This window comes from Leptolyngbya sp. NK1-12 (assembly GCF_032598965.1).
GTDB lineage: Bacteria > Cyanobacteriota > Cyanobacteriia > Elainellales > Elainellaceae > Elainella.
Window position 1 is genome coordinate 1 of sequence record NZ_CP053587.1, and the last position, 13,081, is coordinate 13,081.

Sequence of the window (13,081 nt, forward strand, 5' to 3'; positions counted from 1 at the left end):
ACTTAAATATCCACAAACGATTTGTATAGATCTATATATTTTCAGAAAATATATAGATCTATACAAATCGTTTGTGGATATTTAAGTATATCTCATACATACAAATATTTTTAAGGCTCTTATATGACCAAATAAAGTATATGTATAGTAAACTTAATCGGAAATAAGGTAGAAGAAACATAAATAGGCAGCTTTGGGAATTGCTATCTAGGCAGTCACTAACTTCCGATGCGTGAGCCGAAAGTTATGTAAGCCACAAGCTGTTTCCATCACATCATCAGCAAAATGATCCGTTCGGCTCCTTAACGGATGCACCACAATATTGCATCGCTTGGTGCCACTGATGTGATGCTCAATCTCAACTCGTTGTTTGGATATCTCTCGATTTCGCTCCTTATCTGTCCCACTCAATTCTCGCTTGCGGGGTTTCTTCTTCGGTTGGAACGTCGTTACCCCCTCTGGTTCATACCCCTGAAATCCAGATATCTTTCCACAGCTTGCTGCCCTCTGGGAACTGATAATCCTCCTCATCACAGATGGCTTTGTCATGCTTTTTGCCCTCAAAGGTGTCACTCAAATACACCACCTTGCCCCGACGTTCGCTGACCAAGTTATTTTTGAGCGTAAACCCCTTCTTTTTTCCGCTGTAATACTGCTTTCGACGGGCTTTGTCCTTGGGTCGGTTCATCCGACGCTCCGTTCCATCAATGATCAATTCCAAGCTAGGGCACTCGTTGAGCACCTCCTCTAAACGATACGGTGCTCGTTCTGGCAACTGTTTCTCATACCCTAAAGCTTGGCTCAACACTCGACTGACTCGACTGAGTTTATGCACCCACTCATGGGCTTGAGGCTGACCGATACCAAACAGAAAGCCTTGCACCTCTTGGGTTGGATACAACCGATAGTAGACCAGAATAAACAGTAACTTGTCACAAGATTGCTTTAGTTGTGGGGTTCGTCCTCCCCCATAACGACGTTGTCGCCCTGGCTTTATATAGTATTCTTCGACATAATCTTGCCAAGCTCGCTCAAAACTCACCAGCAACTGCTCAAATTCTTTCACGTTCAGCCCTGTCAGGCTTTGTAGCACTCGTGATTTGTTCTGAACTTGCTTGTAAGACAGCATCGTAAACTCCGCAGTTTACCCTCGACTTTTTTCTATTAATCTAGCTTATTTTCATTAATCTAGCTTATTTCCGATGAAATCTATTATAAACGGTTTCTATAAATGCAAGCTGCCAACAGGTTAGATATACGAATAAAAAGATATGGGTATAAAAAATGAGATATAGATTGCTTATATGCACAGATTCAGGTATATATTTTATATTTTTAGGTATTATTATGTATGGATAGGAATAGTTCAAGATAAAGCGCAAGGGGATGAAGTAAGTGATGCGGCAGTGGCTCAAGGAATTGTTTGAAAAGCAGTATTTGCCTGCGGTTCGTTCGCTTCAAGATACACCAGAAGGTCAAACAGTTGCCAAGCAGTGGGCAGAGTGGATGAAGCAGCAGTGGGTAGAACATGGATTGACGACACTACGGCAGCAGGCAGGGGTGATGCAGGAGGTGAGAAATGCACTCAAGGCGATTGACTCAGACCATGTAGCGTTGGAATCAATGAAGTTTTCAACAGCGCAATGGATAGCCATTAATGAGTTGAGTCAGAAGGCAGTCGCACGACGCAATGAGCATGTGAAGCTGATTGATGACCCGGAAGCAATTGTGGCAAAAGCAGTACGATTGTTGGAATCACGAGATTGGGCAGCAGTGGCAGCAGGGCTGACAGTGCTTACCGGGCGAAGATCGAGTGAAATTTTGGCAACGGCTGAGTTCGAGAAGCAATCGCAGTGGAGTGTGCGCTTTACCGGAGCACTCAAGCGCAAAGGCGAAAGTCAGCGACTGTCGTTTGAGATTCCCACTCTGACAACAGCAGACCGAGTGATTGCAGCATTAAGGAAGTTGCGAGGGTGGGTGAACTGTCAGGGACTATCGGTCCGGCAGATCAATGCTAAGTACAGCCATGCGGTTGCAGTAGCTTGTGATAAGCATTTTTCAGGATTAGTACCAGTACGCGAGGGGGAAGATAATCTTTACACCCATTTGTTTCGCTCTGTGTATGGGGCAATTGCTGTGTTCTGGTATTGTCCACCCACTGTCGATGCGGATGAATTTAAGGCACAGATTCAAGGGCATTTTGCACTGTTGGATACACAAGGGAAAGAATTACGCCGATCGCTGGCCGCGGGTAGGCATTACAACGATTACAAGATTGGTGATGGGAAAGGTAATCTCGATGGCAGGCAAGGAATTAAGTTGGGGTTAGGAGGCATTGAAGTGATTGAAGCATTTGAGCGCAAGCAAGTAGCACAGATGGCAGAAACACTGGCTCAACTCCCAGCCAAGAAACAGCGGGAGGCGAAGGTGCGTGTGTGGCGCACCGATGTGGAACGGTTACAGCGGTGTCTGGAGCAATTAGGGATTGTGGCAAACAATCAGCCCGACCGGATTGGCCACTTCCTCGATTGGGTCGAGCATCAGCTTGGGAGCAAGCAGGCGGAAGAACCAGATGCCGATGTCATTCATTTGATTGATTTGGTCAAAACAGAGCAACAGGCAGATCGAACAGTGAAGCACGATGAGGGAACACCTGGGATCTCAGCAAAGGCAATCGAAGCGGTGGACAAAACACCAGTCACTTCACCTTCTCCTGAAGCTACTCCACCGCTCTGGGAACAACTCTCCCAGCAGATGCTGACTCTAACCCGGCAGATGTCTCGTTTGACCGAGGTGCTGCTATCTCGTGAGCAGCAGACCTCACTTGAACCAGGACAAACACAAACCACACCCTCGATACCGCTACAATCGCCCCAGATGCAAGGGGATGAGCCAGCCATTGGGATTGCGGCATCCACAATAAATCTGCACACCACTCAGTCTAAGCAGATGAGAGGAGACACCCTCAAGCCTAATCGCTCCAGTGAAGTGGCACTCGAAAAGGTCAATGCCGCTATTGACCAGATTATCGCCTACAATGATGCACCCGGACGAGTGCGCAGCCACAGAATCATGATTGGGGTCGCTGCTCTGAAGAAGGTCCGGGTGCGGGGTGAGTTATGTGGGCAGACCGCTTGGGAAGCTGTCATTGGTAAGGCGAATGCGCCAGGAAGCCGCACCGCAGAAATTGAAGCACATCACAGTCACTATGGCCTGGGCCTGATGCAAAACCGATCGCGCAATACCATTACCGGACTACCTTCAATTGAGGATGTCGCCAATGGCCGTTGGCACAAGACAGCACAAGACAGCACAGAGGCAGAATATCCTGCCTAAATACGAGCAGAGCAATCACCATCAAGGCAGATCCATTGCTCGCAAAGACATCTATACTTGCACAAAGCAAACTGTCAGGTATAGGTATGGAACCGTACTTAATTTGATCGATTTGAATGCTGATAGTAGCTATACTTGAGTCGCTGGCATCAAACATCGATGTCTGAGTATAGATAGCTGCAACACTTGGGGCTAACTATCAACCTGCAATTCAAGATATCGAAGCAGGGCAAGAGGAGAAATATCAGCGGTAGAAATGTAGAAGAGCAGCTGCTAACCGCTCTCTATCTTGATTTTAAGCGCTTTAGACACATCAAAAGCAGAATTCACATCCGCTTTCGTGGAGGTATGGATAGCTGCGTCGATGCAATTTACGGGATAGACTCACGCCCATCGAAACGAGTTCTGAAACTACCGTATTTAATCCAATAATGCCTAAGATCATGACACGGTGTATGTAAACTTGCCTTAGCCTGGTAAAGGATCACCTGCCGATGTCCGCCCATCCAGATCTTATCAATCGGCTCCACAGATATTAGAGTTCCTCCTAACACAGTCACACATTCGGTAAATCGTTCTACCGCACTATAGTCAACCGTCTCAAACACAAAAAAATGTCCCGAGCACACCAGATGGCGACTACGGATCCAGCCTTGCATTTTCTTTTGCGCTACAGGGGGTAGCATCTTAGCCTTAATGGTCTCTAGCTCGACCGGGAGCAGAGGGTTAAGCGAGGGCTTGAATGAGGGGGATGTCATCAGTAAAACTCTCCCGTTTCTCAAACCATAGAGTGCCAAAGCCTGAATCCCAGACCAGGGTGTGCGTTGATTTGTACGTTCGCACACCCAATCTGCATTTCCAACTTGCCCAGCGCGTCTCGATCACTTCTACCTCACTCACTGAATACGTTTCACCACCATTACACTCAATCCACCCTAGATAGACAGATTCAACGCAGCCCCGCAACAGCAAACGTTTTCGCTTGACTATTACCGAACCATGGTCGCAACACTTTAAACACCCGAACTTAATCGGTTTAAGCATCGTTTTTTGTTCAACTTCAGCGTATAAAGTGACAGCCTGCAGCCACAGATTGCGATATCAATTTGATCATCTGACCCTAATTAATCGATGCCGTTTCAGACGAGCGAGTCTCCACACGACGATATCCAACCGTGGCCACGGTTTCGCAGACGCTTGATCGCACAACCATCGTGCAGCCATGGACTAGCTCCACGTCAAGCGTTGACAGCTAGCCCCTATCCTCCACTCAAGTCACTTCGCTGATGCGAACAATTTTGCCACCCGTTCTATGAATGCTTTGAATTTTGGATGACAACTGCTCGTAATTAACCTCTACGGTGAATCGACTGCGATTGGTGCGTGGACCGAGATTGGCCGCCGCGATCGTAATCCGGAACCGTTTGTTCGAATTAGTATAGGCTCCTGCGCCCGTTGGGGCCAGAATCGGAGTGGGCAAATTAGCCGCCAGATCAGTAATCAACTGAGCAGATCTGCCGCTATCGCTAGCGGCGAAACCACGCATCAATGCCAAACTGCGATTAAAGGCAACCGCTTTTAGTCCCGCTTGAGTTTGGCTACCGCGCTCATAGGGGACTTGATGTTCACCAAAACTGCGCTGGTATTCGTCGCTATCGAGATAGGAATCAATTTCGGCCGCATAGCCATCGCGCACATAGCGCTGCACATGTTCCGCAATTTCCGTTTGATCAATCGGGGCACGCCCCAGTAAATGCTTAAAATTCAGTTCAATAAAGCGATAAGGCGAAGACGATTCAAAAAACAGCGACCGATACAGATCAGATTGCGCCACCTGCCGCACAAACCCTCGCACCGTCAGTTCGCCTTGACGCAGCAGCGATTCGGCCTCGGTCAGGCACTGACTTTCCATCAGGTGTCGATTGCCCAACACCTGGCGATACACCGCACGAATCACCGTTTGCAACTCTGCTTCGCTAGCCGCTGGCCGCAGTTCCACTGGCTCGGATGCCATTACCCAAAGTGCCATATGCAACGCTCCTAAAGGTGAATAGGATTGAAGTTGAGACCAGTGGGGTGAGCATAGCCCACCGCACTGGCCCGGGGTCAGACCGATCAGACTATGTCCTAGGCGATTTCAGTAATGCTGACAATCCGAGCGCCCGTGCGATTAATCCGCTGGATTTGGGGCGTCATTTTGCTGCCAGAAACAATGTATTCAGTAGTGCTGCGACGACGCGGACTATCGAATTTTGCGCCAGTGGCCACGATCTTAAACAGCTTTTCAGTCGCAGCATAGGCTCCCCCGCGGCTCGTTGCAGGCCGAATTGGCGTCGGGCTATTAGTCGCGACAGCATAGACGAGCTGCGAGCTGCGCACCGCACTGTCAATCTGGCTTGGACCCCGATCGAGGGCAAACATGCGGTTGTAGACCACCTGCTTTTGGCCAGGTTGGCTGACCGTACCTCGGAAATAAGGCACCATATGTTCCCCAAACGCCGACTGATACTCGTCGCTATCAATATACGAATCGATCTCCGCGTCATAGCCCTGCTCCACACAGCGGCGGATATGCTCAGACACTTCCGCTTGATCTTGCGGCGCACGGCCCAGCAAATGCTTGAAATTGAGTTCAACAAACCGATAAGGGGCACAAGGCTCGAAATAGCGCGACCGGTAAAAGTCAGATTTCGCCACAATCCGAACAAATTCTCGCACCGTGATCGTGCGGTTACACAACTGCGATTCCGCCGCCACCAACCGCTCGCTCTCCATCACATGCGGATTTCCCAAAACCTGCTTATACACCGCGCGAATAATCGTCTCTACATCCTCGAGACTGCTCGTTGGCCACAGTTCTAATGACATCGATGGATCTCCTTACTAATTATGAAATGTCAACACAGCGAAGTACCGCATATTGCAGAGCGCAAAATACGAAATTAGGAATAGCAAAAAGGTCTAAAGCGTACACACACTTTAGACAATGCAACGACCGCAGAACCGCCGTTAATCGATCGGCGTGATACTAGCGATCACTCCACCTTGACGATGAATGCGTTGATATTCTTGAGATAACTTCTCGTAAGGAACCAGATAAACCTGATTACTGCGACGGAATTTAGAAATGTTGTTGACCGTATTCGAGCGGTAGCCGGTCACTTCAATCCGGTAGACCTTACCGCCTTCGCTAGCGCCCACACCCAAGCGCGTCCGGGCCACACCCGGTGGCGTGCGGAAGGTCGCTCCACTGCTACCCGGAGAAACGACCGCCGTGGGAGTTGCCTGAATCACCAGCGCGTTCAACCGCGGGCTTTTACCGGCTAGGTTGCCCTTCAGCGAGCTGCTCGACGCACCACGCACCAATTCAAACATATGGGTAAACTGCACCATCGTCTTGCCTTGACTCTTATAGCCATGAATGTAAGGAACGATGTTTTCCCCATACCGATTTTGGTACTCATCGCTGTCGAGGTAGGAATCGATTTCCGCCTCAAAGCCTTGCGTATCGAGAATAGCACTGTGCTGCTTCATTTCCTCGTAGCCATCCGGTGCTCGCCCCAGCAAATGGCGAAAATTCAGCTCAATGGCGCGATAGCGCGGCACATTCTCGAAGAACCGAGACCGATACAAATCCGACTTGGCCACAGCCCGCACAAACTCGCGCACACTCAGATCGCCCTGCTTGAACTGCGATTCCGGCACGGCCAGCCGCTCGCTTTCCATCACATAGGCATTGCCTAACACCTGCCGATATACCGCCCGGATCATCGTTTCCAGTTCGTCGGCCGAACTACCGGGCACCCGCTCCAGAGGCGGGGTTTCATCAAACAGGCTAACCCCCAATCGGGACGCTGGTCCAAAAGCCATTCACAATCTCCTGTTAAACAACAGCGGTTGAGAAGAATTGTTTCAAGATGTTAAGGAATTTCAGAATTACCCAAACGTGCAACTCGATTCCTCAGTCTTGATCGTGCTCCGCACGGCCCAGAGGGCCATCGTGACATTCCACCGTAGAGTCCTACAGAAACCCACGGTAGAAGTAGCGTTGCAGCTATTTTATAAGCTTTATACGCATTGTTATGATCTAATATTCATACAAGGTTGTAACAATGCTCATCAAGAATTGTGAACTTTGTCGCTGAGAGGATGAGGCCACTGAGCAGCCGGTTCTCAGCCAAGTTCAGGGATCTACTCAACCGTCCACCCCAACTCAAATCGCTGCATGCAATTGCTTAATCAGCTTTTTGTTCAACCCCAAATCCCACCAGCACCACATCTGTTAGCGGTTCACCCTCAGCCGGACGGCGGTAGTTAAGAATTTTGCGAATCCGCAGGCGGGGATTGACCAGCGTAATCGAGTCAACCGAGACCACCCGCGTATAGTAGGTTTTCATCAGCAGTTCCCCGGTGTTGGGGTTAAAGCGAAACTGGGAAATAATCGGACGGGCCTCCTCGTAGGCCCGGTCTCGCAGATAATCCCCGCTCAAAATCGTCTCTGCTTCGCCCTTCGGCACAAACAGCATATTCAGCGCCTGCGCTACCGTTTCACCCGTTTCCGAGACCGTATGAAACTCCAGATGGAATCCCGGCAACGCCTCAACGGCCGTCGGCTCATACTGGTTATCGCTCAACACCGTTTGCTTTTGCTCGACCGTGAGCGGATGAATCACAAAATCGGTATGCGAGCGCTCCACCAGCGGCTGAGTCAAATAATGATAGGTCCGCTCGGTCTTCCAGCTGCCGACACAATGGTCAAAAAATTGGTGAAACGTGGATAGGGTACTCATGAAAAAGAGAGGATGAAGGGCTAAGGTTTGTTCGCGTCGCATCTCGGTCAGAGACCTTTGCGCTTTGCGCTTTGCGGTCTCGATTTTGCAGGTTCAGTAGCAAGGGTTGAATTGGGCGAGGGTGGTTGGCACCCTATGCTAGGAGATATTGTAAGTGCTATTGGCGAGCGGACTCGCAGCGATGGCTTAGAGCCAGATTCTGATGTAGCGCCACCCGCTCAGACCGCAGACGTTCTCCGACCAAGACCCTACGCACATCCCTCAACCCTCATTCCACCGCGCCGGCCTGTTTGAGTAACGCTACGGCTTGATCAGCACGAAACGAGCGTCGGGCTTCCCTCAAGGCCGTTGCCCCCCAGTTGTTTTTGGCATGCAGATCGGCCCCCGCTTGAATCAAAATTTCCATTGTATCGAGGTCACCTCTGGCCGAGGCCATCATCAGAGGGGTCCAGCCACCTAGATTATGGGTATTGACCTCAGCCCCCAAAGCGATTAACGTTTTCACCACATAGGCATGACCATTATCTACTGCCAGATACAGCGCTGTATCTCCTATCTTATTCACGGCATTAATTGGGGCACCCAGAGCAACCAGTCGCTGCACAATATCGGCATGGCCTTTGCGAGCAATCGCCATCAGCACCGTTTCCCCGTAAGCATTGGTCCCCTCAATCGCGGCACCGGCATCCAAAAGCGTGATGACAATCTCGCGTCGATCCGATTCTGCCGCATACATCAGGGCCGAGAACCCCGCCGAATTGCGCCAATTGGGGTCTGCGCCCTGCTGCAACAACAGCTGCACCACAGCCCAATGCCCCTCGACTGCCGCCCACATCAGCGCCGTATTGCCGCGGCCAATGGCCGTTGTCACCCCTGTCGTGTTGGGATTGGCTCCTTGCGCCAACAGCACCGCTGCCCTGTCGGCATCGCCTTGAATGGAGGCTTTGATTAGTTCATCATCCGCAGCAATCATAGATCAATCAAACGCATCAGCCGATTCAACCATTCCCCCATTGACCATGAGAATCTAAGTGCGAAACTGGCTTAACTGGACGATCAGGTGATCAAAATAGGGCGCTAGGGCGTCCGGTTGACCCCGTGCGACCCGGTTGAGGCTCGCGGTTTTAATGCCCTCGAGGCCCACCACCATTGCATCGAGCGGCACCTGCAGTTCTTGATAGAGCAACCGCATATAGTGCAGCCCTTCTGGGCTCGTATAGTCAAGATGCTGGCCAGCAATTCCGTAGGTGATGCAGCGCAGAAAATGCCAAAAATCGCGCCAGCACGCCTCCGCTCGCTCGCTTGGATAGAGACCACCCCCCGGTTGGGTAATCGTTGGAAAGGTATCCAAAACGCCAGCTCGCGCTTCATCCACAATCTCCGCCACTTGATCACGCAACTGCTGCGCCACCGGCAACCCCGCCGCTCGACTTGGCACCAGCGTTTGCAAGTGGGCACAATCCGCCTGACTTAGATAGCGTCCCTGATCATCTGCCGCTTGAAACAAGGCAATCGCTTCAGCCGGATGGGTAGACTGCCAACCGGTAAAGCTGACAATTCTCGCGTTTTGAATCAGTTCTCGAATCGCGTCATTAAATTGAGCAGGCATAAGCAATTATCAATTGTTCTGGCTGTAGGGCACCAATCATGACTGAGTGGATATCCACTTCCAGTATCCCTTGAGTGTTCCACTTCTGTTCACCGCCAGCCTCAGCAAAGCCGCCCTACAAAGCCATCCCGCATCCCAGCCGCAACTCACAAAAAAGCCTTAGCAGAATCTGCTAAGGCTCAAATCTTGTAATCGCTTGAAACACCCCGTTAACCCAATGCTGAGCTGACTTAGCTGACCGCCAATGCCGTTAACAGCGTCGTCACAACCAACAGCACAGCCAACGCTCCCTGAAACGCATAGCGCCGCTGCTGCTCAACCGACGGAAACTCCGCGTAATACATAGCCGGCTCGGTCGCATACAAATTTAATAGCCCCTCTGCACTTCTCGTCTGCATAACCCTCGCTCCTTTGTAACAATCTATGTCTTTATGTAAATAAATGTAACAAATATGTAACGAAATTGCAATAGTTTTTCAAGTTTGTGATATTGGAATTTCTTCTAGGGGTGATTAGGGGGTAGGGGGTAGGGGGTAGACTTTCTTTGGGGTCTCGGAGGCTGGACACTCCACTCGCCCGTTCCATTTCCGATTAAAGTGAAGGATGATCGCGGCTGATTGTGCTGGCCGCAGGCTAGGGATTGGGCATGGAGTTATCTGACATCGAAGCAAACTTACGAAACTCTGATTATCAGTATCGGCTCAAGGCGATTTCGGCCCTCAAAGACTACAGCGTCGAGATCGCGGTGCCGCGTTTACTCCAGCATCTGCATGATCCAGAATTTTTGGTGCGCACCTTTGTAGCCATGGGGTTAGGCAAACAGCAAACCGCCGAATCCTTTGCCGCGCTGCTGGAACTGATGAAATTCGACAATACACCCAGCGTCCGAGCCGAAGCCGCCAATTCCCTGTCCTTATTTGGTCGCATCTCTGCTGCTCACTTAGTGCAAGCCTGCATTCAAGACGATCATTGGCTGGTGCGGCGCAGCATTATGGCAGCCCTGGTGGATCTCGAATGCCCAGACGAACTCTACGAAGCTTGCCTGCAGTCCCTCAGTAGCGACGATGCCATTGTGCAGGCTGCCGCGATTGACGCCCTCGCCACCCTTGCTCCAACCCAGCAGGCCGCCCTCGCCCTCGCCCAAATTCTGCACCACCGCCACGCCCCCTCCTGGCAAGTTCGGCAGCATGTCGCCTATGCGCTCAAATCGTTTCCCCACTCCGACGCCCAAGCCGGCTTGATCGAACTGCGCCACGATCCCGATCACCGCGTCGCCGCCGCCGCCCTAGAGACCTTACTGCCGTAGCGGTTTAGAAGTTAGAAGTCAGAAGTCAAAAGTCAGGCTACACGGGCCGTCCCCATCCCCCACCCCCTCCAAAGCAATACCTCTCAAGACGCTAGGTAGACCACCTCGCCCTGCGCTATAGTGCAATTAGATTTGAATGCATACTTCGGCATCCTAATGGCGATAAATTTACAAATTTTTAAAATTTATCCAAACTTTACGATGCTGAGTATAAGTACTTACAGAATTTAGCTGTGAGTTTGGCAAAATTTGGGCAGTGTTTCGAGCCAATGCCCTGAGGTTATGCCCTAAAGCAGGGAGGCAAAACTGAGGCCAGACAGGAGCGAACATGCCATTTCATGCCATTCCGATAGCCTCTCTAGCCCCGGTTAACGCCCACCCCACGTTGCTTCGATGGTCCGGTCTGCACTACCATGAAGAAATCTAACAAAATGTAAACAATTGTTTTGAATTGCTTGACTAACGGTTCAAGAGTTCCGCTGGGGGCATTTTTAGCTCAGCGGTTGATGTCAAGATCGTCCATTCATTTGCAAACCACCCCTGAGAGAGGATAGCGCCGCATGATTCAGACCGTCCAGCTAGATCTAGCCCCTATTGTAGAAGCCTATTTTCAGCAGTCGGAGGGCGAGTGGGAATCGCATCGACGCTATTACACCCTCAAGGATGGCGAGACGCAAGAGGTGATCAGTTATTTAACCGTGCAGTTTTTGCCCCAGGGCAGCGAGCCATTGCTTCAACTGGCCCGGATGCACCAGTTAGAGGAGGAAACCGTGCTGACCTCTGGAGCCTTAACCACCTGGCAGAGCAATTATATTGGTCCGAGTCCCAAAACCCTGACCGGTTCGACCTTGTTTGGCGTCTTGGGCAATTTGTTGTATCGCGATCGCGGTTTTTCCACCGGCAAGCCGATCACCGCTCAGTTTTACATGCGTGATCCTAAAACCATGTGCCTCAAGACCGAATACAGCGGCAACTCGTTTGAAGAAGAAGTCAAACTGATTGGCACCCAGTACCGCACCCGGCAGACCATCATTTCGCGGGCTGGGGAAGAGCAGATGATTGGGCAGTATCTCGAAAAGCGGTTGAAGTAGGTGAACGGGCAGGAGAGCAACGTCTTCCCATGAGTACAACCATCACGGATCTTTGCGTTACGACGATTGAGGGTCACGCCAAAGCCCTGAGCGATTACCTCGGCAACGTGCTGCTGATTGTCAACGTCGCCTCTTACTGCGGCTACACGTCTCAATATCAGGGGTTGGAAGCGCTGTATCAGACGTATCGCCAGCAGGGGTTGGAGATTCTGGCCTTTCCTTGCAACGACTACGGCATGCAGGAACCCGATAGCCTCGACAAAATTCAGCAGTTTTGCCAGACCCGCTATGGGGTGACCTTTCCCCTATTTGACAAAGTGCATGCCAAAGGTGCCCAGCAGCATCCACTTTATGCCAAACTCACCCAGACCGACCCCAAAGGGGAGGTAGCCTGGAACTTCGAGAAATTTTTGATCAACAAACACGGCGCAGTTGTGGCCCGCTTTAAAAGCGCGGTCGCTCCTGATGCGCCAGAACTGATCCGCGCCATTGAACGCGAATTAGCGGCTTGAGCAGCGGTGCAGGTGTCCAGCAACCTGCAGAGGTCCTGTTTCAGGAGCGGTCAGCGTTGCCCAAGCTCGCCTGCTGCTCGCGCAACGATTGCAGAGCCGCGTCAATTTTGGCTAACTCAGGTTCGAGTTTGGCCATTACGGTTGCTTTTGGCATTTTGGCCCGTTGGGCCGTTTCCAGCGTTTCGTTGACCAATCGTTCGCGATAGTGTTCAAATTCGGCAATCACTTCGGCCAGTTCTGCTGCCGTGGCCGGTGAAGATTGTAACGGTTCGCTCATAATCCAGAAGTCCTACCCAAGGAGTGCAACAAGTGACCAGCGAATCGCCTCACCCCAGCGCTCAAATGACAGCAAGGCTAGTGGTCTGACGGCGAGTCAGGGGGTGGTCTATCTTGTTTCATTGTCTCAGGTTGTTGCCGTGTTTCAGATGGATTGTCGC

At 51.0% G+C, this 13,081-nt stretch carries 14 protein-coding genes; 4 read left to right on the top strand and 10 right to left on the bottom strand.

Annotated features, from left to right (window positions below; all coding sequences use genetic code 11):
- Window positions 1–207: 207 nt before the first annotated feature.
- Both HJG54_RS35620 and HJG54_RS28395 read right to left on the bottom strand, forming a co-directional pair.
- Window positions 208–549, bottom strand: coding sequence for a transposase family protein (locus tag HJG54_RS35620; protein WP_420717426.1), 342 nt, complete (start codon window positions 547–549; stop codon window positions 208–210).
- A complete protein-coding gene (locus tag HJG54_RS28395; protein ID WP_316436478.1) occupies window positions 464–1,129 on the bottom strand; it encodes a transposase family protein in 666 nt (221 codons plus the stop codon). Before HJG54_RS28395 ends, HJG54_RS35620 begins: the two co-directional genes overlap by 86 nt.
- Before the next feature lie 269 nt (window positions 1,130–1,398).
- Between HJG54_RS28395 and HJG54_RS28400 the strand changes: the two genes are divergently transcribed.
- On the top strand, window positions 1,399–3,336 hold the full coding sequence (locus HJG54_RS28400; protein WP_316436477.1) for a protelomerase family protein: 1,938 nt from the start codon (window positions 1,399–1,401) through the stop codon (window positions 3,334–3,336).
- 1,270 nt (window positions 3,337–4,606) lie between these two features.
- Here the strand turns inward: HJG54_RS28400 and HJG54_RS28405 are convergent.
- From HJG54_RS28405 to psb34, 7 genes are all read right to left on the bottom strand, one after another.
- Window positions 4,607–5,365, bottom strand: a complete 759-nt coding sequence (locus HJG54_RS28405; RefSeq protein WP_316436476.1) for a phycobilisome rod-core linker polypeptide — start codon at window positions 5,363–5,365, stop codon at window positions 4,607–4,609.
- A gap of 98 nt (window positions 5,366–5,463) precedes the next feature.
- Window positions 5,464–6,204, bottom strand: coding sequence for a phycobilisome rod-core linker polypeptide (locus tag HJG54_RS28410; RefSeq protein ID WP_316436475.1), 741 nt, complete (start codon window positions 6,202–6,204; stop codon window positions 5,464–5,466).
- Window positions 6,205–6,345: 141 nt separating this feature from the next.
- A complete protein-coding gene (locus tag HJG54_RS28415; protein ID WP_316436474.1) occupies window positions 6,346–7,206 on the bottom strand; it encodes a phycobilisome linker polypeptide in 861 nt (286 codons plus the stop codon).
- Window positions 7,207–7,571: 365 nt separating this feature from the next.
- Window positions 7,572–8,126 (bottom strand): phycobiliprotein lyase, encoded by a 555-nt coding sequence (locus HJG54_RS28420; protein ID WP_316436473.1) that lies wholly within the window; start codon window positions 8,124–8,126, stop codon window positions 7,572–7,574.
- A gap of 268 nt (window positions 8,127–8,394) precedes the next feature.
- Complete coding sequence (locus tag HJG54_RS28425; RefSeq protein ID WP_316436472.1) at window positions 8,395–9,099, bottom strand: ankyrin repeat domain-containing protein; 705 nt, start codon at window positions 9,097–9,099, stop codon at window positions 8,395–8,397.
- A 54-nt stretch (window positions 9,100–9,153) separates the two neighbouring features.
- Complete coding sequence (locus HJG54_RS28430) at window positions 9,154–9,735, bottom strand: phycobilisome protein (protein WP_316436471.1); 582 nt, start codon at window positions 9,733–9,735, stop codon at window positions 9,154–9,156.
- A 230-nt stretch (window positions 9,736–9,965) separates the two neighbouring features.
- Window positions 9,966–10,133 carry a photosystem II assembly protein Psb34 gene (gene psb34, locus HJG54_RS28435; protein ID WP_036009753.1) on the bottom strand — a complete coding sequence of 56 codons (168 nt, stop codon included), beginning with the start codon at window positions 10,131–10,133 and terminating at the stop codon, window positions 9,966–9,968.
- Between the two features lie 248 nt (window positions 10,134–10,381).
- On the opposite strand from psb34, the gene HJG54_RS28440 reads away from it, so the two are divergent.
- The 3 genes from HJG54_RS28440 (at window position 10,382) to HJG54_RS28450 (ending at window position 12,644) form a co-directional block, all read left to right on the top strand.
- Entirely contained in the window at window positions 10,382–11,041 is a 660-nt protein-coding gene (locus HJG54_RS28440; RefSeq protein ID WP_316436470.1) for a HEAT repeat domain-containing protein, read from the top strand.
- A 560-nt stretch (window positions 11,042–11,601) separates the two neighbouring features.
- The gene (locus tag HJG54_RS28445) at window positions 11,602–12,132 is read left to right on the top strand and encodes a phycobiliprotein lyase (protein WP_316436469.1); all 531 of its coding nucleotides are present in this window, start codon (window positions 11,602–11,604) and stop codon (window positions 12,130–12,132) included.
- Window positions 12,133–12,161: 29 nt separating this feature from the next.
- Window positions 12,162–12,644, top strand: a complete 483-nt coding sequence (locus HJG54_RS28450) for a glutathione peroxidase (protein ID WP_316436468.1) — start codon at window positions 12,162–12,164, stop codon at window positions 12,642–12,644.
- 40 nt (window positions 12,645–12,684) lie between these two features.
- On the opposite strand, the gene HJG54_RS28455 is transcribed toward HJG54_RS28450, so the two are convergent.
- On the bottom strand, window positions 12,685–12,921 hold the full coding sequence (locus tag HJG54_RS28455; RefSeq protein WP_316436466.1) for a hypothetical protein: 237 nt from the start codon (window positions 12,919–12,921) through the stop codon (window positions 12,685–12,687).
- Window positions 12,922–13,081: the final 160 nt, after the last annotated feature.

Bases quoted from the DNA above. Each gene is read 5' to 3' on its own strand.
- HJG54_RS35620 (WP_420717426.1), bottom strand. From the start codon at position 549: ATGACAAAGCCATCTGTGATGAGGAGGATTATCAGTTCCCAGAGGGCA.
- HJG54_RS28395 (WP_316436478.1), bottom strand. From the start codon at position 1,129: ATGCTGTCTTACAAGCAAGTTCAGAACAAATCACGAGTGCTACAAAGC.
- HJG54_RS28400 (WP_316436477.1), top strand. From the start codon at position 1,399: ATGCGGCAGTGGCTCAAGGAATTGTTTGAAAAGCAGTATTTGCCTGCG.
- HJG54_RS28405 (WP_316436476.1), bottom strand. From the start codon at position 5,365: ATGGCACTTTGGGTAATGGCATCCGAGCCAGTGGAACTGCGGCCAGCG.
- HJG54_RS28410 (WP_316436475.1), bottom strand. From the start codon at position 6,204: ATGTCATTAGAACTGTGGCCAACGAGCAGTCTCGAGGATGTAGAGACG.
- HJG54_RS28415 (WP_316436474.1), bottom strand. From the start codon at position 7,206: ATGGCTTTTGGACCAGCGTCCCGATTGGGGGTTAGCCTGTTTGATGAA.
- HJG54_RS28420 (WP_316436473.1), bottom strand. From the start codon at position 8,126: ATGAGTACCCTATCCACGTTTCACCAATTTTTTGACCATTGTGTCGGC.
- HJG54_RS28425 (WP_316436472.1), bottom strand. From the start codon at position 9,099: ATGATTGCTGCGGATGATGAACTAATCAAAGCCTCCATTCAAGGCGAT.
- HJG54_RS28430 (WP_316436471.1), bottom strand. From the start codon at position 9,735: ATGCCTGCTCAATTTAATGACGCGATTCGAGAACTGATTCAAAACGCG.
- psb34 (WP_036009753.1), bottom strand. From the start codon at position 10,133: ATGCAGACGAGAAGTGCAGAGGGGCTATTAAATTTGTATGCGACCGAG.
- HJG54_RS28440 (WP_316436470.1), top strand. From the start codon at position 10,382: ATGGAGTTATCTGACATCGAAGCAAACTTACGAAACTCTGATTATCAG.
- HJG54_RS28445 (WP_316436469.1), top strand. From the start codon at position 11,602: ATGATTCAGACCGTCCAGCTAGATCTAGCCCCTATTGTAGAAGCCTAT.
- HJG54_RS28450 (WP_316436468.1), top strand. From the start codon at position 12,162: ATGAGTACAACCATCACGGATCTTTGCGTTACGACGATTGAGGGTCAC.
- HJG54_RS28455 (WP_316436466.1), bottom strand. From the start codon at position 12,921: ATGAGCGAACCGTTACAATCTTCACCGGCCACGGCAGCAGAACTGGCC.